General features: G+C 69.3%; 18 protein-coding genes. 10 read left to right on the forward strand and 8 right to left on the reverse strand.

The window, feature by feature from the left end; translation table 11 throughout:
• Positions 1 to 17: 17 nt before the first annotated feature.
• The gene (locus ND450_RS38300) at positions 18 to 1,991 is read left to right on the forward strand and encodes an amino acid transporter (protein ID WP_253322996.1); all 1,974 of its coding nucleotides are present in this window, start codon (positions 18 to 20) and stop codon (positions 1,989 to 1,991) included.
• A gap of 47 nt (positions 1,992 to 2,038) precedes the next feature.
• Positions 2,039 to 3,583, forward strand: coding sequence for a tannase/feruloyl esterase family alpha/beta hydrolase (locus ND450_RS38305; RefSeq protein ID WP_253322997.1), 1,545 nt, complete (start codon positions 2,039 to 2,041; stop codon positions 3,581 to 3,583).
• Positions 3,584 to 3,593: 10 nt separating this feature from the next.
• On the opposite strand, the gene pip is transcribed toward ND450_RS38305, so the two are convergent.
• The 3 genes from pip to ND450_RS38320 form a co-directional block, all read right to left on the reverse strand.
• Positions 3,594 to 4,541 (reverse strand): prolyl aminopeptidase, encoded by a 948-nt coding sequence (gene pip / locus ND450_RS38310; protein ID WP_253322998.1) that lies wholly within the window; start codon positions 4,539 to 4,541, stop codon positions 3,594 to 3,596.
• 40 nt (positions 4,542 to 4,581) lie between these two features.
• Entirely contained in the window at positions 4,582 to 5,127 is a 546-nt protein-coding gene (locus ND450_RS38315) for a DUF305 domain-containing protein (protein ID WP_253322999.1), read from the reverse strand.
• Positions 5,128 to 5,208: 81 nt separating this feature from the next.
• Complete coding sequence (locus ND450_RS38320; RefSeq protein ID WP_253323000.1) at positions 5,209 to 5,691, reverse strand: hypothetical protein; 483 nt, start codon at positions 5,689 to 5,691, stop codon at positions 5,209 to 5,211.
• A 282-nt stretch (positions 5,692 to 5,973) separates the two neighbouring features.
• On the opposite strand from ND450_RS38320, the gene ND450_RS38325 reads away from it, so the two are divergent.
• From ND450_RS38325 to ND450_RS38335, 3 genes are read left to right on the forward strand one after another with little or no spacing between them, the layout of a single operon-like run.
• A complete protein-coding gene (locus tag ND450_RS38325; protein ID WP_253323001.1) occupies positions 5,974 to 6,729 on the forward strand; it encodes a lytic polysaccharide monooxygenase in 756 nt (251 codons plus the stop codon).
• Positions 6,730 to 6,733: 4 nt separating this feature from the next.
• Entirely contained in the window at positions 6,734 to 7,330 is a 597-nt protein-coding gene (locus tag ND450_RS38330) for a DUF305 domain-containing protein (RefSeq protein WP_253323002.1), read from the forward strand.
• 35 nt (positions 7,331 to 7,365) lie between these two features.
• On the forward strand, positions 7,366 to 8,388 hold the full coding sequence (locus ND450_RS38335) for an FAD-dependent monooxygenase (protein WP_253323003.1): 1,023 nt from the start codon (positions 7,366 to 7,368) through the stop codon (positions 8,386 to 8,388).
• Here ND450_RS38335 and ND450_RS38340 read toward each other — a convergent pair.
• Together ND450_RS38340 and ND450_RS38345 are read right to left on the reverse strand one after the other, a co-directional pair.
• A complete protein-coding gene (locus tag ND450_RS38340) occupies positions 8,357 to 10,954 on the reverse strand; it encodes a BTAD domain-containing putative transcriptional regulator (protein ID WP_253323004.1) in 2,598 nt (865 codons plus the stop codon). The two genes, ND450_RS38335 and ND450_RS38340, sit on opposite strands and share 32 nt — an antisense overlap.
• A gap of 4 nt (positions 10,955 to 10,958) precedes the next feature.
• A complete protein-coding gene (locus ND450_RS38345) occupies positions 10,959 to 11,720 on the reverse strand; it encodes an AraC family transcriptional regulator (protein ID WP_253323005.1) in 762 nt (253 codons plus the stop codon).
• 50 nt (positions 11,721 to 11,770) lie between these two features.
• On the opposite strand from ND450_RS38345, the gene ND450_RS38350 reads away from it, so the two are divergent.
• The 4 genes from ND450_RS38350 to ND450_RS38365 all read left to right on the forward strand — a co-directional run bounded on the left by ND450_RS38350 (position 11,771) and on the right by ND450_RS38365 (position 14,985).
• Positions 11,771 to 12,169, forward strand: a complete 399-nt coding sequence (locus tag ND450_RS38350; RefSeq protein ID WP_253323006.1) for a DUF2000 domain-containing protein — start codon at positions 11,771 to 11,773, stop codon at positions 12,167 to 12,169.
• A gap of 23 nt (positions 12,170 to 12,192) precedes the next feature.
• On the forward strand, positions 12,193 to 12,771 hold the full coding sequence (locus ND450_RS38355; protein WP_253323007.1) for a Pr6Pr family membrane protein: 579 nt from the start codon (positions 12,193 to 12,195) through the stop codon (positions 12,769 to 12,771).
• Positions 12,772 to 12,833: 62 nt separating this feature from the next.
• Positions 12,834 to 13,727, forward strand: a complete 894-nt coding sequence (locus ND450_RS38360; protein WP_253323008.1) for an IS982 family transposase — start codon at positions 12,834 to 12,836, stop codon at positions 13,725 to 13,727.
• 52 nt (positions 13,728 to 13,779) lie between these two features.
• A complete protein-coding gene (locus ND450_RS38365) occupies positions 13,780 to 14,985 on the forward strand; it encodes an MFS transporter (protein ID WP_253323009.1) in 1,206 nt (401 codons plus the stop codon).
• Here ND450_RS38365 and ND450_RS38370 read toward each other — a convergent pair.
• The gene (locus tag ND450_RS38370) at positions 14,895 to 15,716 is read right to left on the reverse strand and encodes an alpha/beta fold hydrolase (protein WP_253323010.1); all 822 of its coding nucleotides are present in this window, start codon (positions 15,714 to 15,716) and stop codon (positions 14,895 to 14,897) included. The two genes, ND450_RS38365 and ND450_RS38370, sit on opposite strands and share 91 nt — an antisense overlap.
• Positions 15,713 to 16,396 carry an SRPBCC domain-containing protein gene (locus ND450_RS38375; protein WP_253323011.1) on the reverse strand — a complete coding sequence of 228 codons (684 nt, stop codon included), beginning with the start codon at positions 16,394 to 16,396 and terminating at the stop codon, positions 15,713 to 15,715. The genes ND450_RS38370 and ND450_RS38375 overlap by 4 nt, the downstream gene beginning before the upstream one ends.
• Before the next feature lie 135 nt (positions 16,397 to 16,531).
• On the opposite strand from ND450_RS38375, the gene ND450_RS38380 reads away from it, so the two are divergent.
• Complete coding sequence (locus ND450_RS38380) at positions 16,532 to 17,116, forward strand: DUF998 domain-containing protein (protein WP_253323012.1); 585 nt, start codon at positions 16,532 to 16,534, stop codon at positions 17,114 to 17,116.
• Positions 17,117 to 17,174: 58 nt separating this feature from the next.
• Here ND450_RS38380 and ND450_RS38385 read toward each other — a convergent pair whose 3' ends face one another.
• The gene (locus tag ND450_RS38385) at positions 17,175 to 17,399 is read right to left on the reverse strand and encodes a zinc-ribbon domain-containing protein (RefSeq protein WP_089921678.1); all 225 of its coding nucleotides are present in this window, start codon (positions 17,397 to 17,399) and stop codon (positions 17,175 to 17,177) included.
• Between the last annotated feature and the right edge of the window lie 7 nt (positions 17,400 to 17,406).

A 17,406-nucleotide genomic window follows, 5' to 3' on the forward strand; every position in this document is an offset into this window, starting at 1 on the left:
GTGCCATGCTTCGCGCCATGAGCACGGAGTACGCCATCCCCGCCGAGGTCCCGAGCCCGGAACGCCCGGCACCCCCCGGCGGACCGCTGGGCAGGTGGTTGCTCGCGGACCGGGTGGCGCCCTCGGGCCCGGAGAGTCACGAGTCGCACGCCAAGCCGCACGCGTGGTGGAAGGTCATGACGCTCACGGGCGTCGACTACTTCTCGACCCTGTCGTACCTGCCCGGCATCGCCGCGCTGGCCGCCGGCGCGCTGTCCCCGCTGGCGACGTTGCTCATCGTGGCCCTGACGCTGCTCGGCATGCTGCCGATGTACCGCCGGGTGGCGAAGGAGAGCCCGAACGGCCAGGGGTCCGTGGCGATGCTCGAGAACCTGCTGCCGTTCTGGCGCGGCAAGATCTTCGTGCTGGTGCTGCTGGGGTTCGTGGCGACGTCGTGGATCATCACGATCACGCTGTCCGCCGCCGACGCCTCGGTGCACGCGCTGGAGAACCCGTACGTGCCGGAGGCGCTGCACGGCACCGAGCTGTGGCTGACGATCGTGCTGCTGCTGGTCCTCGGCGGCGTGTTCCTGATGGGCTTCAGCGAGGCCGTGGGCGTCGCGATCCCGTTGGTGGCGGTGTTCCTCACCCTGAACGCCGTCGTGGTCGTGGTGGGCCTCGTGGACGTCTTCGCGACGCCGGACGCCCTTGATCGCTGGGTGTCGGCGCTGGGGGCGCACGGCGACGGGTTCTTCGGCGTGGTCGGACCCGCGGTCCTGGCGTTCCCCTTGCTGGTGCTCGGGTTGTCCGGCTTCGAGACCGGCGTGAGCATGATGCCGCTCGTCGAGGCCTCGGGGAAGACGCCGGAGGAACGCCTCGAGAGCCGGGTGCGCAACACGCGCAAGCTGCTGACGACCGCCGCGCTGATCATGTCGGTGTACCTGGTCGCCACGTCGTTCATCAGCACCGTGCTGGTGCCGCAGGAGAAGTTCGAGGCAGGCGGTCCCGCGAACGGCCGGGCGCTCGCGTACCTCGCGCACGAGCTGCTCGGTGAGGCGTTCGGCACGGTCTACGACATCAGCAGCATCCTGATCCTGTGGTTCGCCGGCGCGTCGGCGATGGCCGGCCTGATCAACATCGTGCCGCGGTACCTGCCCTCGTACGGCATGGCACCGGAATGGGGACGTGCGGTCCGTCCCGTCGTGATCGTCTACACGGTCATCTGCATCATCATCACGATCATCTTCAACGCCGACGTCAACGCGCAGGCCGGTGCCTACGCGACCGGCATCCTGGCGATGATGGTCTCCGGCTCGTTCGCGGTGACGGTCTCGGCGTGGCGCAAGAGGCAGCGCGGCGCGACGACCGGCTTCACCGTGCTGACGCTGGTGCTGCTGTACGCGCTGGTGGAGAACGTGATCGAGAAGCCGGACGGCATCACCATCTCGTTCGGCTTCATCCTCGGCATCGTCGTGATCTCCCTGGTGTCGCGCGTCTCCCGCACGACCGAGCTGCGCGTCGACAAGATCAAGTTCGATGAGAACGCGCGGAGGTTCGTCACCGACACGATCGCGAACGACGGGAGGATCACGTTGATCGCGAACCGCCGCCAGGCGGGCGACAAGGCGGAGTACGACGAGAAGGAGACCGAGCAGCGCGGCATGAACCCGGTGCCGGGCACGGCCGACGTGATCTTCCTGGAGATCGACATCGTCGACCCGTCGGCGTTCAGCCACGTGCTGTGCGTGCGCGGCGTCGAGGTGGACGGCCACCGCGTGCTGCGCGCGTCCGCTCCCGCCGCCCCCAACGCGATCGCGGCGATCCTGCTGGCGTTGCGCGACTCGACCGGCGTGATCCCGCACGCGCACTTCGAGTGGTCGGAAGGCAACCCGCTGGGGCACCTGTTCCGCTACCTGATCCTCGGCCGCGGTGATACGCCTCCAGTCGTACGGGAGATCATCCGCTCGGCTGAAGAGGATCCGACCCGACGCCCACGCGTGCACGTGGGTTAGCTGGAACACTTCCCCCGTACGTCCGACTAAGGGGGAAGGACGCTCGAATGTTCCGCAAGGTGTTGGTATCTCTGCTCGTTCTGGGGACGGTGGCGGCGGGGACCGCTCCCGCCGTGGCCGCTCCGGGAACACGACCGGTGCGTTCCTGCGCAGATCTGGTGCGCTCGTTCGACGTGCCGGACGCCCGTACGCGGGTGACGTCGGCCGAGGTCGTGGCCGGTTCCACGGAGTTCTGCGACGTGCGCGGCACGATCGAGCCGGCCGTCGGGTTCCAGTTGAAGCTGCCGATGCGCGGCTACCAGGGTCGCTACCTCCAGTACGGCTGCGGCGGGTTCTGCGGGATCATCGACGACCCGGACTTCCCGTCCGGCTGCGGTCCCGCGTTCGGTGACGCGGCGGTGGCGGCGACCGACGACGGGCACCAGGTGTCGCCGGAGAACCCGTTCGACACGACGTGGGCCGCGTCCGGCCAGAAGGCCCGCGACGACTACTTCTTCCGCGCGCCGCACGCGTTGTCGAAGGTGTCCAAGCACATCATCAAGGCGTTCTACGGCAAGGCGCCGGTGAAGTCGTACTTCAACGGCTGCTCCAACGGCGGCCGCGAAGGCCTGCTGCTGGCCCAGCGCTACCCGCGCGACTTCGACGGCGTCATCGCCGCCGCGCCGGGCGCGTACTACACCGCGCTGATCGGCTACCAGGCGTGGATCGCGCGCAACACCATCCCGAACGACAAGATCTTCCTGCTGCACAACGCCGTGATGGCCGCGTGCGACGGCCTCGACGGCCTGGTCGACGGCCAGATCGACGACCCGCGCCTGTGCCGGTTCGACCCGGGAACGCTGTCCGGCCGGCTGACGGAGGACGAGGTCGCCCGCGTCCGCCGCCTGTACGCCGGGCCGTCCGACCAGGGGATACGCCTGTACCCCGGCGGCCAGCCGTACGGGTCGGAGATCTCCTGGACGTTCTGGCTGAACCCGACTCCCGGGCTGGGCCGCGGCATCGCGCCGGAGCTGGCGGACAACGCGTTGAAGCACCTCGTCTATCCGATCGGCGCGCCGCACTCGTCGCTGGAGGCGTTCGAGTTCACGGTCCGCGGGTTCCGCGAGCTGGTGCCCGAAACGGTGAAGGCGAACTCGCTCTCGCTGGACCTGCGCGAGTTCCGGCGCGCCGGCGGCAAGCTGATCCTCTGGCACGGCGCGGGGGATCAGGGCATCCCGTTCGAGGGCACGCTCGACTACTGGCAGCGCCTCACCGGCGGCAGGAACGCCGACTGGGCCAAGCTCTTCGTCGTGCCGTCGATGTGGCACTGCGAGGGCGGTGACGGGTTGACGAACTTCGACCCGTTCCGCGCGCTCGTGTCGTGGGTCGAGGGCGGGCGGGCGCCGGACCGGGTCATCGCCGAGGGCCGGGACGGTGACGGCAACGTGGTGCGCACCCGCCCGGTGTTCCCGTACCCGTTGCGGGCGATGTACGACGGCTCGGGCTCCATCGACGACGCCGCGAACTTCGTGGCCGCACCGGGGTTCGGGTTCCGCGACCGGATCCGCTGGGCGGGCGAGGACCTCTACAAGTCCGGACCTGTGGCTCCCTAGCGCCGCGGCACTAGCGGAACTTCTCGACGGCGGCGGTGATGGCCCTGTCCATGCTGTTGCCCTCCATGATGACGTGGCCGGCGTCGTTCAGGATGACCAGTTCGGCGTCGGGCCACCTCTTCGCCACCTCCCACGCGGTGCGCAGCGGCCCGCCGAAGTCGTTGCGGCCGTGGATGAGGACGCCGGGGATGCCCTTGAGCCTGTGGAGGTTGTCGAAGATGTGCTCGGGATCGAGGAACGCCTCGTTGCCCCAGTAGTGGCTGACGGTCCGGGCGAGCCGGTAGCGCGTCTCCGGGTCCTCGTACCTCGTGCCCGCGAAGTCGTTGTCGCCGCCCGTGATCGTGGACAGGTCCCACTTGCTCCAGTCCCACGCGGCCTTCTCGCGCGTCGCGGGATCCGGAGATTCGAGGAGCTTGTTGTAGGCCAGCGCCAGGTTGCCGTCGCGGTCCTCCTCCGGGACGCCTTCGACGAACGCGTCGAAGTGGTCGGGGTAGAAGAGGCCGAGGCCGCGGGTGATCCACGCGTGCTCTTCCGGACGGCTCGTCGTCACCGCCGGGATGATGATCTCGCTGACCCGGTCGGGGTGCTGGATGGCGTAGGCGAGGACGAGGGTCGAGCCCCAGGAACCGCCGATCAGCAACCACCTGTCGATGCCGAGGTGCTCGCGGAGCTTCTCGGCATCGTCGATCAGGTGCTGGGTGGTGTTGTGTTTCATGTCCGTGGCCGGGTCCGCGGCCGACGGGGTGCTCCGGCCGGCTCCGCGCTGGTCCCAGAGGACCAGGTTCCAGTGGTCGGGGTCGAAGTCCTCGCGCCACCTAGGGCTGGAACCGGAGCCGGGGCCGCCGTGGAAGACGCAGGCAGGTTTGCCGGACGGGTTGCCGCTGGCCTCCCAATGGATCCGCTGGCCGTCGCCTACGTCGAGCACGCCCTGGGCGTAGGGCTCCACCTGTGGGTACATGCGGGCGAGCGTATTCGCCCGGACACGTTCCGCTGGGGCGTCAGGACTTCTGCTTGGCGGCGATCTGGTCCAGCACTTCGGTCTGCGACACGACGATCTTGCCGGCCAACGCCTTCGAGCCGATGTGCTCGCCCTTGGCCTGCGCGTTCTTCGCCATGTCCACGCCGCTGCGGAGGTGGCGGGAGAGGGTGGCGAGGAACAGGTCGTCGTACTGCTTGCCGGTGGCGGCCTTGAGCGCCTCGACGTCCTTGACGGTCATCATGCCCGCCATCTTGTGCGTGGCGTTGGCGTCGTCGCCCGGCACCTGGATGTTCCAGCTGCGCAGGTAGGTGGACATCTGCTCGATCTCGCCCGCTTCGGCGGTGGCGATCTTCTCCGCCACGTTGATCACGAACTCGTCCTTGGACTTCTCGATCGCCGCCTTGGCGATCTGGATCGTCTGGCGGTGGTGGGGGATCATCTGCAACGAGAACGTCGCGTCCGCCTCGTTGGCCGCCGGCTCACCCGAGCCGCCGCCACCGCCGACCGATGAACAACCCGCCAGCGCAAGCAGCCCTAGCACGATGATGAGCAGACGCGCTCGCATGAAGCCTCCCGTCTCGGTTCCCTGACGAGGGATACGGGTGGCCGATCTGTCCGGTTCAGCGAAAGTTTCCGAGCCTAAGTTTCATCCCAGCCGATTGAGCTCCTCGACCACGCCGAAGACGACGTCGGGGTGGCCCAGCGGCAGGGGTGGCGGGATGCGGTCGTCCGCCGCGTCGTGGCTGCGCACGACCACCCTGACGAAGTCGTCGTCGACGTCCACCTCGGGGTCCACCAGCAGCACCGAGCGGACCAGGCTCTCGTGCCGGCGCACCAGGTCGACCACGTCCGCCGCGATCGGGCCGCTGGTGACGACGTCGAGCACGGGCTGGACGTCGTCGCGGTGCCTGGTCAGCACCGCGTCCACTGTGGACTGCCAGCCCGGCGCCGCGGGGACGCGCAGCCACACGATCCGCAACCGGTCCGTGAGGTCCCGCCACGTGGCGGGAATCGCGTCGTGCAGGGCTTCGCCGGCTGGATCGATCACGAGCACCGTGGGGTTGCCCACGGGTCCGTCGGCGACGACACCGGGACCGGCAGCCCTGCTGGGCTCGTCGAATTCGCGCATGTCACCGGGTTACCCAGTCACAGCGCGTTTGCACCAGTGGGCTGATTGGTCCGAACCTGTGGCCCGAATGGCGGATGACAAGACCACTCGCGCACGTGGACTTGTTGGCAGAGAACAACTTTCCCGTTCCCGGCCGGTGATCGCTTGACCGCTTTCCGAACACCGGTTTATGGTCTGGACCACTGACCGAAACTGGATCGGTGAGCGCTCGGATGCGCTCCCGGTTCCCGCCCCCTGCCTACGGGTCACCCCGTTTGGGAACGATCCAAGGAGTTCGGACGAATGAAGATCATGCGCAAAGCGGCCCTCCTGATGGCCGCTGTCCCTGCCATCGTGCTCATCACGCCGGTCGGTTCCGCCAGCGCGCACGGCTACGTGTCGTCGCCGGCCAGCCGGTCCGCGCAGTGTGCGCGGGGCGACATCTCCGTCGACCTCTGCGGCCAGGCGAAGTACGAGCCCCAGAGCGCCGAGGGCGTGAAGGGCAAGAAGAACTGCAGCGGTGACAACGGTGCGTTCGCCCCGCTCGACAACGACAGCCTTCCCTGGAAGGTCACCAACACCGGCCAGACCCTGTCTCTGACCTGGACCTTCACCGCACGGCACGCCACGCGCGACTACGAGTACTTCATCGGGAACACGCGCGTCGGCTACTTCTCGGGCAACAACCAGCAGCCGAACAACCCGACCACGCACACGATCAACCTCGGCGGGTTCTCCGGTCGCCAGAAGCTCTACGCGATCTGGAACATCAGCGACACGGTGAACGCGTTCTACTCGTGCATCGACCTCAACATCAGCGGTGGTGGTGGCGGCACGACCCCGCCGCCCACCACCACGACGACGACCCCTCCTCCCAATCCGACGACCAGCACCACGACGCCTCCGCCCGCCGGTGGCGGCACGTGGGCGGCGAACACCTCCTACGCGGTCGGCCAGACCGTCACCTACGGCGGCTCGACCTACCGCTGCCGCCAGGCGCACACCTCGCTGACCGGCTGGGAACCGCCGAACGTGGCGGCGCTGTGGGAGAAGATCTGATCCGATGAAGCGCCTGGTGATCGCTGTCGCGGTCCTGGCGCTGGCGGGGTGCGGCGGAGAAGCGGTCGTGCCGGCGGGCCAGGAAGCCCACGGCCACGGCGCGTCTTCCGCCGCACCACCCGTTCCGGGTGCCAGTGCGAGGTTCAACGACGCGGACGTGATGTTCGTGCAGATGATGGTGGACCACCTGCAGCTCGGCATCAGCCTGTCGCAGGTGGGGCTGGCGAAGGCGACCAGCCAGCAGGCGAAGGACCTCGCGGGCGCGATCGACGTGACCCAGCGCGAGGAGCTCACGATGCTCAAGTCGTGGCTGAAGCTCTGGGACAAGCCGGAGGGTGACGGCGCGAGCCTGCACGCCTCGCACGGCGGTCAGCCGCTGCTCGACGACAAGGTCATCAACGAGACCAAGGAGAAGAGCGGCGCGGAGTTCGACATGAACTTCCTCAACCTGATGACCGGGCACCAGGGCGCGGGCGTGGAGATGGCCCTCGCCGAGAAGAAGGACGGCCAGAACCCGGAGGCGACCGCCTACGCAGAGCGCGTGGTGACGAGCCGCCAGGGCCAGATCGAGCAGATGCTGAAGATCATCAGCGGACCGTAGGCGTTCGGTCAGCGGGCCGGCGTTGCATCCCGGGCATGGACGTACTCATCTCGGGAGCGGGAATCGCCGGGCCCGCACTGGCCCACTGGTTGACGCGCTTCGGCTTCACCGCGACGGTGGTCGAACGCGCGCCGTCGCCCCGCGCGGGTGGCCAGGCCGTGGACTTCCGCGGCGAGGCCCACCTGTCCGTGCTGCGGCGGATGGGCGTGCTCGACGCGGTGCTGGCCGCGCGGACCACACCGCGCGACATGGTGTTCCGCGGTGTCGACGGACGGGAGCGGGCGCGGCTGCCCGGGTCGTTCACCGCGGGGGACGTCGAGATCCTCCGCGGTGACCTCTCCCGCCTGCTGCACGACCTGACCGCCGCCGACGTGGAGTACGTGTTCGGCGACAGCATCACGGCGCTGCACGACGACGGTGCCGGTGTGGACGTGACGTTCACGCACGGACGGCCGCGGCGGTTCGACTTCGTGATCGGTGCCGACGGCATGCGGTCCGGGGTGCGGCGGCTGGTCTTCCCTTCGTACCGGCCGAAGTTCCAGGGCTACTACTTCGCGATCTGGGACGCCGAGGGCGACGACCACGACCTGACGTGCTCGCCGGGCGTGCTGAGCGCGCCGGGGTGGCTGATGTACAAGTCCTCCGTGCCGCCCGAGCTGATGCCCGAGGAACTGGTGGCGCCGGGGATCTACTTCGACTCGATCAGCCAGGTCCGGATGCCCTCGGTGAGCTCCGGCCGCGTCACGCTGATCGGCGACGCCGGCTACGGCTCCACGCTGGGCGGCATGGGAACCGGACTCGCGGTCGTCTCCGCCTACGTGCTGGCGGGCGAGTTGGCGGCGGGCGGGGACGCGTTCGCCCGTTACGAGGCGCTGATCGGCCCGTACGCACGGGGCTGCCAGGGCAACCCGGGACCGTTCCTCGCGCCGGGCACCAGGCTCGGGATGTGGGTGCGGGACCGGATGTTCGGGCTGCTGCCCAAGATGCCGATGGTCGCGCGGTTCGACGTGAAGGCGGCGACCGCGATCAAGCTCCCCGAGTACGCGCCAGTTCGGTGAACACCTCTTCCACCTGCTGCTTGGCCGCCGCGTGCATCCACCCGAACCCGAGCTCCTGCTGGGCCTCGCGGAGCAGCTCTTCTGCCCGCGTGACATCGCCTCTGCGGTGGGCGATCCGGGCGAGGCCCGCGTTGGCGAGCGCGCGGGTCGCGGCCAGGCCCGCCCGCGTCGCCATCCGCAACGCCTGCCGGTAGTCGCGCTCGGCCTGCTCCTCGTCGATGTCGAGCAACCGGTCCGCACGCCGGCCTCTGAGCTCGGCGAGCTCCTCCTGAGCGCCCAGCTCGGCGACGACCTCCAGGGCCTGGTCCGTCAGCGCGAGCGCTTCGGCCGGGTCCTCGGTCAGCGTCGCCAGCACGTCGAGGACCTGGGCCGAACCCCACCGTTCGCCCAGTTCCTGGAACCGCCGCAGGGCCTCGCGGGACTGTGCGACCGCCTGGGCGCGGTCGCCGCGCGCGGCCCAGCCCGTGTAGGAGTTGCTGAACGCGATCAGCCCCTGGATCCACGGGTCGTCGCTGTGCTCGACCTCGTCCTGCAACGGCGTGCGGGGCGCGCCGGGGTCCGGCGGGCCGGTCAGCATGGCCCACGCGATGAGCACGAACGGTTGCGTGATCGGCCCTTCCAGCCGCTTCAACACGGCGTGCACGCGTTCCGGAGCCGCGAGGGCCAGCAGGATCGCGTACTGCTCGCTGACCTCCTCGTCCACGACGGAGAGCAGTTCCTCCGCCAGGCCCTGGACCTCGACGCGGCTGCCCTTCACGTACCAGTACCAGGACAGGTCGCTCACGAACCGCAGCGCCCGGCGCGGGTCGTGCCGCACCGCCCACCCGACGGCCTGCATCAGGTTCGCGTGCTCGGCGGTCAGGCGGGCGAACCAGCGGAGCTGGTCCCGCCGCCGCAGTTCGGGATCCGCACGACGAGCGAGCGCGTGGAAGTACTCGGCGTGGGCGGCGTCGACGCGCTTGTGCTCCGAGCAGAACTCGCGGATGGTCTCCAGCATCCGGTAGCGGCCGTCCGCGGCCTCCACCAACGACTTGTCCACCAACGCTTCCAGCACCTCGACGTCGTGCCCGCACACCTCCTCGACGGCCTCCAGGGTCGCCCCGCCGCCGAACGTCGCGAGGCACGCGGCCAGGTCGCGCTCGTCCTGCGACAACAGGTCCCAGCTCCACTCCACGACGGCGCGCAGCGTCTGGTGCCGCGGTGCGGCGGCGCGGTTTCCCTTGGCGAGCAACCGGAAGCGGTCGTTCAACCGGTCCGAGATCTCCTCGGTGGTGAGCGTGCGGGTGCGGGCGGCGGCCAGTTCGATCGCGAGCGGCAGGCCGTCGAGCTCCCGGCAGATGTCCGCGGTGTGCTGATCCCGCACGAAGGACGGGTTGACGAGACGGGCGCGGTCGGTGAACAGGATGACGCTCTGCTCGGGGTCGAGCGGCGGCACCGGGCACAGCGTCTCCCCGGTGATGCCGAGCGGTTCCCGGCTCGTGGCGAGGATCCGCAACGACGGGCAGGCGCTGAGCAGGTGCCCGGCCAGCCGCGCGGCCTGCACGACCAGGTGCTCGCAGTTGTCGAGGACGAGCAACGCCGACCGTTCGCGCAACGCCAGCGTCAGGCGTTCCACGGGATCCAGCGCGGTCTCCTTGAGCCCCAACGCCTGCAGCGTCGCCGCCGCGACGTCCTTGGCCGGTGCCAGGTCGACGAAGACCGCGCCCGGACCGGCCGCCCGCAGCGCGAGCCGGGTCTTGCCCGCACCACCGGGGCCGGTGAGCGTGACGAGCCGGGACGTCAGCGAGGCGATGCGCGCGAGTTCTTCCTGCCTGCCGACGAAGGTCGTGAGCTGCGCGGGCGGTTCGCGGTGGGTCTGGCCGCGCAGGACCTGGAGGTGCACGGCACGCAGTTCGGGGGACGGGTCGGTGCCGAGCTCCTCGGCGAGCAGGATGCGGGCGTCCTCGAACGCCTGCAACGCCTCGGCCTGCCTGCCCTGCTGGTTGAGCGCCTGCACGAGGTAGCCGCGCAGCCGTTCGTCCAACGGGTTCTGCCGCACCAGCTCCTGGATCTCCGCGACGTCGGCCTTGCCGAGCCGGATCCGCGCGGCGACGAGCGATCCCGCCGCGGAAGTCCGTTGCTGTTCCAGGCGTGTCGCGTGATCCGCCAGAGGGACGTCGGCGAGCGCCGGTCCGCGCCAGAGCCGCATCGCTTCGGACAAAAGGGATTCCGCCGCCTGCGCATCACCCTGATCCAAGGCCTTGCGGCCGTCCGCCGCCAGCACGGCGAACCGGTGAGTGTCCACTTGGGACGATGGCAGCACCAGGCGATACCCGGCCGGGTGGAACTCGACCAGCGACGCGTCCCCGAGCGCCCGGCGCAGCCGCGAGACCTGGCCCTGCAGGGCGTTCGCCGCGTCCGACGGCGGTTCGGCGCCGTAGAGCTCGTCGACCAGCCGGTCGAGCGGGACGATCTCGCCCACCCGGAGCGCCAGCAACGCCAGCAGGGTGCGCGGCCGCGGCCCACCCACCGCGATCTTGCCTTGCGGGGAATGCGCCTCAACGGGCCCGAGGATGCCGACGTGCACGGTGTCAGCGTACGAAGCGACCAGGACTCGTACCCAGCACACGGCGAAAGTGGCGCGTGAGGTGCGACTGGTCGTGGAACCCGGCCAGCACCGCGGCCTCCGCCGCAGGCCGTCCCCCGACGAGGTGGCCGCGGGCGATGTCCACCCGGCGACCGGTCAGGTACCGGTGCGGCGGCAGCCCGAACCGGCGGCTGAACGCCCGCACGAGGTGCGTGGGACTGCTCTGCAGCTCCGCGGCGGCCTCGGCCAGGGTGATCCCCGCCGGCAGCGAGGCGTCCAGCAGCTGCCGCAACCGGTCGGCCAGCGTCGGGTCCGCGTGCACGACGGGGGTGGTGCCGGCGAAGTGGTGCGCCAGCCGTTCGGTGATCAGCGCGAGCCGTGACGACGCCTCGAACGGGTCGTCCAGCGCGAGGTGCAGCTGGTGCACCCGCTGGCGCAGCAACGGGTCGGGCAGCATCGGCGTGTCGACGGCCTTGCCGATCAGGTCGGACGGCAGCGCCGCGTCGTCGAGGTACAGCACGCGCTTGCGGAAGCCCGTCGGCAGCGCGGACCGGCCGTCGTGCGGCACGTGCGGTGGCAACAGCGTGACGCCGTCCACGAGAGCGCCGTGCTCGTGACGGTCCAGTTCGTACCGCACGGCCCCGGTGTCGAGCACCATCAACGTCCACGCGTCGTGCGTGTGCGCCGGGTAGACGTGCGTGGTGAAGGAGGCGTGGAAGACCTCCTTGATGCCTTCCACCGCGGGCTTCCACGCGGCCGTGCTCATGTCAGGAACGTACAAGACCGCACGCGCCGATGCCCGCGATCGTGGTGTCCATGTTCGACACCAAGATCGCTGTGCTGCTGCGGGACGACCTGGCCGGCTGGCAGGCGCTGAACGTCACCGCCTTCCTCGTCAGCGGCCTGCCCGAGATGCTCAAGGGCGAGCCCTACGTCGACGCCGACGGCGTGAAGTACCTGCCGATGTTCGGCCAGCCCGTGGTGGTGCTGCAGGGCGACGCGGAGCTGCTGAAGAAGGCCCACGGCAGGGCCCTGAACCGCGACCAGACGATGACGATCTTCACCGCGGACCTGTTCGCGACCGGCAACGACGCCGACAACCGCGCGGCCGTCCGCAAGGTGCACACGCAGGACCTCGACCTGGTCGGCATGGCCGTGCACGGCCAGAAGAACGCCGTGGACAAGATCTTCAAGGGCGCCCGGATGCACCCCTGACGAAACCGAGTTCTAATGCTCCGGTGATCAAGCTGCTCCGGATGGCCGTGTTCCTGCTGGTGCTTTCGGCGGAGATCTACCTGGTGGTCGTGCTGGGGGATCGGTTCCAGCCGGCGAACCACTACAGCTTCTTCACCATCCTGTCGAACCTCTTCGCGGCGGTGGTGATGCTGCTGGGCGTGTTCAGGCCGGTGTCGGCGCAGATCAGGGGCGCGGCCGTGGTCTACATGGCGACGACGGGACTCGTCTACTCGTTCCTGCTCCAAGGCATCGACGTGCAGACGCCGGCGTACGCGAACTGGGTGCTGCACATCATCGTGCCGGTCCTCGTCGTCGTGGAGTGGTTGCTCGCACCGGAGCGGACCCGCAGGTGGTGGACCTGGCTCGCGTTCCCGCTGGCCTACCTGGTGTACTCGCTGGTCAGGGGGCCGATCGTCGGCTGGTACCCGTACCCGTTCCTCGACCCGCGCCAGCAGGGGTACGGCGGCGTGCTGATGACCTGCCTGTTCGTCGCGGTGGTCTTCGTCGTGCTGGCGTTCGGGGTGTCGTGGGTAGGCACCAAATTGGCCCAGAAACGCAGTGCGTCGTTGTCCCAGAGCTAGACGAGTAATGCGTAAGTCGAGGCGGTAGCCGAAGACGGACGAAGGGTGTCCAAGATCAGTTTGTGACGACCGATCTGAACACCCTTCTCACCGCACTCTACGTCAAGATCGACGACCGGCTCGCGGGCAGGACCCGCATCGGAAGACCGCCGAAACTCACCGACGCCGAACTGGTCACCCTCGCCGTGGCCCAAGCCCTGCTCGGGTTCACCTCCGAAGCCCGCTGGCTGCGATTCCTGCCCGCCCGCATGCCCGGCGCGTTCCCCTACCTGCCCGGCCAGCCCGGCTACAACCGCCGCCTCCGCGCCGCGTTACCGCTGATCAAGCAAGTGGCACGCTGGCTGGCCGCCGACACCGACCTGTGGACCGACACCACCTGGATCGTGGACTCCACCCCGGTCGAATGCGGCCGCTCCCGGCCAACCGCGAAACGCTCGGAACTGGCCGGCTGGGCCAAATACGGCTACTGCCGCTCCCACTCCCGCTGGTTCTGGGGCCTGCGCCTGCACCTGATCTGCACACCCGCCGGACTTCCCGTCACCTGGGCGCTGGCCGACCCGAAGATCGACGAGCGGCAGGTGCTCATGGCGATCTGCGATCACGAACCCCAGCTGCTCGCCACCCGACCTGCCCTGCTGATCATCGCCGACAAAGGCTACGTCTCCCGGGAACTCGATCGGTTCCTGGCAGACCGCCATGTCCGGTTGATCAGGCCGTCCTACCGCAACCACGCACCGCATCCCGGCGAACATCTGCTCAAGTCCATCCGGCAACTCATCGAGTCGGTCAACGACACACTCAAAGGCCAGCTCAACCTCGAACAACATGGCGGACGCACCATCGAGGGAGTCGGAGTCCGTGTCGCCCAACGCATCCTGGCCCTGATCGCTGCCATCTGGCACAACCGCGCCACCGGCCAGCCCATCACCCGATCCCTGACCGCCTACGACCACTAACCGACTTACGCATTACTCGTCTAGGGCCAATCACCGTCCTACGGTCAGTGGCATGACCAGGCGACTCGCGTACGCACAGCTGACGAACTCCATCGGCGACGGCGGCTTCCTCGTCGTGTCGGCCCTCTACTTCACGCAGGTCGTCGGCCTGAGCGCGGCGAGGGTCGGCCTCGCGCTCACCGTCGCGTGGGGCGTTGGCGCCGTCGCCGGTGTCGGGCTGGGCCACCTCGCCGACCGGTGGGGACCGCGCACCACCGCCGTCGTGCTCGCCGCCGCCACGGCCGCCAGCATCGCCGTCCTGCTGCTCACCCGGAACTTCGCCGCGTTCGTGCTGGTCATGTGCCTGTACGCGAGCTTCCAGAGCGGGCTGCAGGCGTCCCGGCAGGCGCTGCTCGCCGGACTGACCACGCCCGAGGAACGCACGCGGGCCCGTGCGCGGATCCAGTCCACGGCCAACGCCGGCATCGCGATCGGTGCGGCCGCGGGCGGGTTCGCGCTGCACCTGGGCACCGAGGCCGCCTACACGGCCGTGTTCGTGCTCGACGTCGTCGCGTTCCTCATCGCCGCGGTCGTCCTCTGCACGTTGCCGGAGACGGTCATGTCCAGGGCGAAGGGCAGGTTCGACGTCCTGAAAGACCGCCCGTACGCGCTGATCACGCTGATCAACGCCGTGATGCTGCTCTACATGCCGCTGCTGAGCCTGATCATCCCGTTGTGGATCGTGCAGCGCACCGAGGCTCCGACGTGGCTCGCGGCCGCGTTGCTGGTGCTCAACACCGCGGCCGTCGTCCTCTTCCAGGTCCGGATCGCCCGCCGTGCCACGGGACTCGGTGCTGCCTCGAAGCTCGTGCGGCACGCCGGACTGGTCATGCTCGCGTCCTGCGCGGTGTTCGCCGTGACGGCGTTCGGCGTCGGCGCCTGGCCCGCGGCGGCGTTGCTCGTCGCGGCCGCCGCGCTGCAGGTGCTCGGCGAGATGATGCTCGCCTCCGGTGCGTGGGAGATCAGCTTCACCCTCGCGCCCGCCGACCGGCAGGGCCAGTACCAGGGCTTCTTCGCGACGGGCACGGCCGTCGCGCGCATGGTCGGCCCCGCCCTGCTCACGACCGTCGTGCTCGGCTGGGGTGCGATCGGCTGGGTGCTGGTCGGCGGGCTGTTCGTCGTGGCCGGTTACGCGATGGGACCGGCGGTGCGCTGGGCCCGCGAAAAGAACTCCACGAGTTCCGGCGCCATGACCGACGACTTGTACATGTGCGTCTGACCGGGCAGCGTCCTGTGGTCCGCTCCCACGACCTCCGCGACGTTCTTCATGGCGTTGCGGAGGTACTCGGGGCTCTTGCCGCCGTCCATCGCGAGCGTCGGCACCTCGACCTTCCACCGGTCGGTGGGCAGAGGCGCCCCGCGGCCGTCGTCGCCGAGGATCGTGAGGTCCCACGGCAGCGTGTGCGCGACGAGCTTGAGCTTCTTCCACACGGGCGTCAGCTTCATGATCGCCAGACCGAAGGCCGGCACGCCGACCAGTTTCATGAACGTCGAGAGCATCCCGGACCGGTCACCGCGCGCGAGCATGTCGTTCATCCGCTCGACGATGTCCGCCGGGCGCGGCTCGTACGTGCCGTCCACGACGAACGGCGCCTCGTAGATCGCGAGCCGGGAGATGGACGGCAGGCGTGAGGCCGCTTCGAGAGCCAGCACCGCGCCCGAGGAGACGCCGAAGACGAACGCGCTGCCGCCGGCCTCCCTGATCACGGCGTCGACGTCCTCGACCTCGCGCTCCAGCGACCACGGCGTGGCGCCGTCCCCGGTCTCGCCGCGGCCGCGCCGGTCGTAGGTGTACACGGTGAAGTTCTTGTCCAGCACGGACGCCAGTTCGGTGGACGGCCCGAACATCCGGTGGCACATCGCGCCGTCCACGAGGACCAGCGCGGGCCCGGAGCCGGTGACCGAGTAGGCGATCCCGGTGCCGTCGGCGGAAGTCGTGAAGCGGGTCATCGGTTCTCTCCCAGGGTGGTGTCGAGGAAGCCCTGCCAGTCCTGTTCGGACTCGTCGCCGGAGAAGACGTGGTGTGCGGCGATCATCGGGCCGCGGAAGCCCCGCATGAACCGGTACATGCCGCGGTCGGTGCGCAGGGCGAGCGTGTGGGCGTTGCGGTGGAACTCGACGGCGTCCGGCAGCTTCTCGGCCAGCGCGGCGTCGAGCCGCTTCCAGGCCTCGTCCCAGTCGGTGATCACGGGTCCGAAGACCGTGAGCGGACGGGCCGTGCGGCCGGGGAAGTGCGTCAGGTACTCGAGCAGCGTGCGCCGGAACAGCGCGCCGCCCAGCGTCATCGCCTCGAACTCGTCGGCCCAGTCGTCGCCGGGCAGGAAGCCGCTCGTGACCATCCGCAGCACGGTGCTGCTCTGCTCGCGGGCCTCGACGAGGAACTCGTAGGCGATGAACCGGCCGTCGGGTGCCTCGCCGCTGTGGTGCGCGAAGTGGCGGCCGGGCTCGGAGGCGGTGATCGCGCTCGTCGGCGCGTACCCGCCGAAGGCCATCTTGACCTGGCCGTTCGCGACCTCGTTGCGGCCCATGAACCACGAGTCGATGCCCGGCCCCGTCGCGATGGCCGTCCAGACGTCCTCGACGGACGCCGGTACCTCTATCTCGTCGGCACTCGTGAACTCGTGGCCCATCGGTCTCCCTCTCCGGTGCGTGGAATGGTGCCATCCTGCTACCGACGATTCTCTTCGTCAAGAAAGCGAGACTCGTCTTGACAAAAAATCTTGTCGGTGGTTCCGTTCTCGCCACACCGAGTCCAGGAGGAACCCATGTCCCGCATCGCCTGTGGCGTCGTCGCCGGTCCGCTCTACCTCGTCGTCGGGTACGCCCAGGCGTTCACCCGCGAGGGCTTCGACCTTTCGCGCCACCCGTTCAGCATGCTGAGCCTCGGCTCACTCGGGTGGATCCAGATCGCGAACTTCGTGGTCAGCGGCGCGTTGTTCCTGGTCGCGGCCACCGGCATGGCGAAGCACACGAAGTGGGGCGCGCGGCTCATCGGCCTCATGGGGGCGGGGATGGTCCTCGGCGGGGTGTTCGTCGCCGATCCCGCGATGGGGTTCCCGCTCGGCACACCGGACGGTCCGCCCGCGTCCCTGTCGTGGCACGGCGCGTTGCACGCCGTCGCGTTCGGCGTCGCGATGATCGGCTGGATCGGGGCGTGCTTCGTGTTCGCGCGTAGGCTCGGGGGATGGCTGGCGGTGATGAGCGGCCTGACGGGCCTGCTGCTGGTGGTGCCGACGGCGTTCCTGGGCGACCCCGGAGGCACGGTGCTGCTCTACGCGGTCGCGACGATCGGCTGGGTGTGGACGTCGCTCGTGTCCCTGAGGCTGAGCCGTCCTGCCTTCTCGAGCTGATCTGCCCGGAGTGCGGGCGCGTCACCACCGACGTGCACGCGCCCGGCTGCGAGGCCTGTCAGACGAGCTGATGCGCGTGCATCTTGCTGATGTCGTAGGAGACACCGCAGAACGTGCACTGCAGCCCGTACTTGCTGCTGATCGTGAACAGCGGGATGAAGAAGATGGTCGGCTTCGTGTAGCGCCGGAACAGGTTGTGCGCCGACTGGTGGTGGCAGTGCCCGCACACCAGCTGCAGCATCCGCAGCTGCTCGATCGTCGTCCGCCAGCCGAAAATGACCATCTGCTCT

The sequence above is a fragment of the Lentzea sp. HUAS12 genome (assembly GCF_024125735.1).
Lineage (GTDB): Bacteria > Actinomycetota > Actinomycetes > Mycobacteriales > Pseudonocardiaceae > Lentzea > Lentzea albida.

Bases quoted from the DNA above. Each gene is read 5' to 3' on its own strand.
- ND450_RS38300 (WP_253322996.1), top strand. From the start codon at position 18: ATGAGCACGGAGTACGCCATCCCCGCCGAGGTCCCGAGCCCGGAACGC.
- ND450_RS38305 (WP_253322997.1), top strand. From the start codon at position 2,039: ATGTTCCGCAAGGTGTTGGTATCTCTGCTCGTTCTGGGGACGGTGGCG.
- pip (WP_253322998.1), bottom strand. From the start codon at position 4,541: ATGTACCCACAGGTGGAGCCCTACGCCCAGGGCGTGCTCGACGTAGGC.
- ND450_RS38315 (WP_253322999.1), bottom strand. From the start codon at position 5,127: ATGCGAGCGCGTCTGCTCATCATCGTGCTAGGGCTGCTTGCGCTGGCG.
- ND450_RS38320 (WP_253323000.1), bottom strand. From the start codon at position 5,691: ATGCGCGAATTCGACGAGCCCAGCAGGGCTGCCGGTCCCGGTGTCGTC.
- ND450_RS38325 (WP_253323001.1), top strand. From the start codon at position 5,974: ATGAAGATCATGCGCAAAGCGGCCCTCCTGATGGCCGCTGTCCCTGCC.
- ND450_RS38330 (WP_253323002.1), top strand. From the start codon at position 6,734: ATGAAGCGCCTGGTGATCGCTGTCGCGGTCCTGGCGCTGGCGGGGTGC.
- ND450_RS38335 (WP_253323003.1), top strand. From the start codon at position 7,366: ATGGACGTACTCATCTCGGGAGCGGGAATCGCCGGGCCCGCACTGGCC.
- ND450_RS38345 (WP_253323005.1), bottom strand. From the start codon at position 11,720: ATGAGCACGGCCGCGTGGAAGCCCGCGGTGGAAGGCATCAAGGAGGTC.
- ND450_RS38350 (WP_253323006.1), top strand. From the start codon at position 11,771: ATGTTCGACACCAAGATCGCTGTGCTGCTGCGGGACGACCTGGCCGGC.
- ND450_RS38365 (WP_253323009.1), top strand. From the start codon at position 13,780: ATGACCAGGCGACTCGCGTACGCACAGCTGACGAACTCCATCGGCGAC.
- ND450_RS38370 (WP_253323010.1), bottom strand. From the start codon at position 15,716: ATGACCCGCTTCACGACTTCCGCCGACGGCACCGGGATCGCCTACTCG.
- ND450_RS38375 (WP_253323011.1), bottom strand. From the start codon at position 16,396: ATGGGCCACGAGTTCACGAGTGCCGACGAGATAGAGGTACCGGCGTCC.
- ND450_RS38380 (WP_253323012.1), top strand. From the start codon at position 16,532: ATGTCCCGCATCGCCTGTGGCGTCGTCGCCGGTCCGCTCTACCTCGTC.
- ND450_RS38385 (WP_089921678.1), bottom strand. From the start codon at position 17,399: ATGGTCATTTTCGGCTGGCGGACGACGATCGAGCAGCTGCGGATGCTG.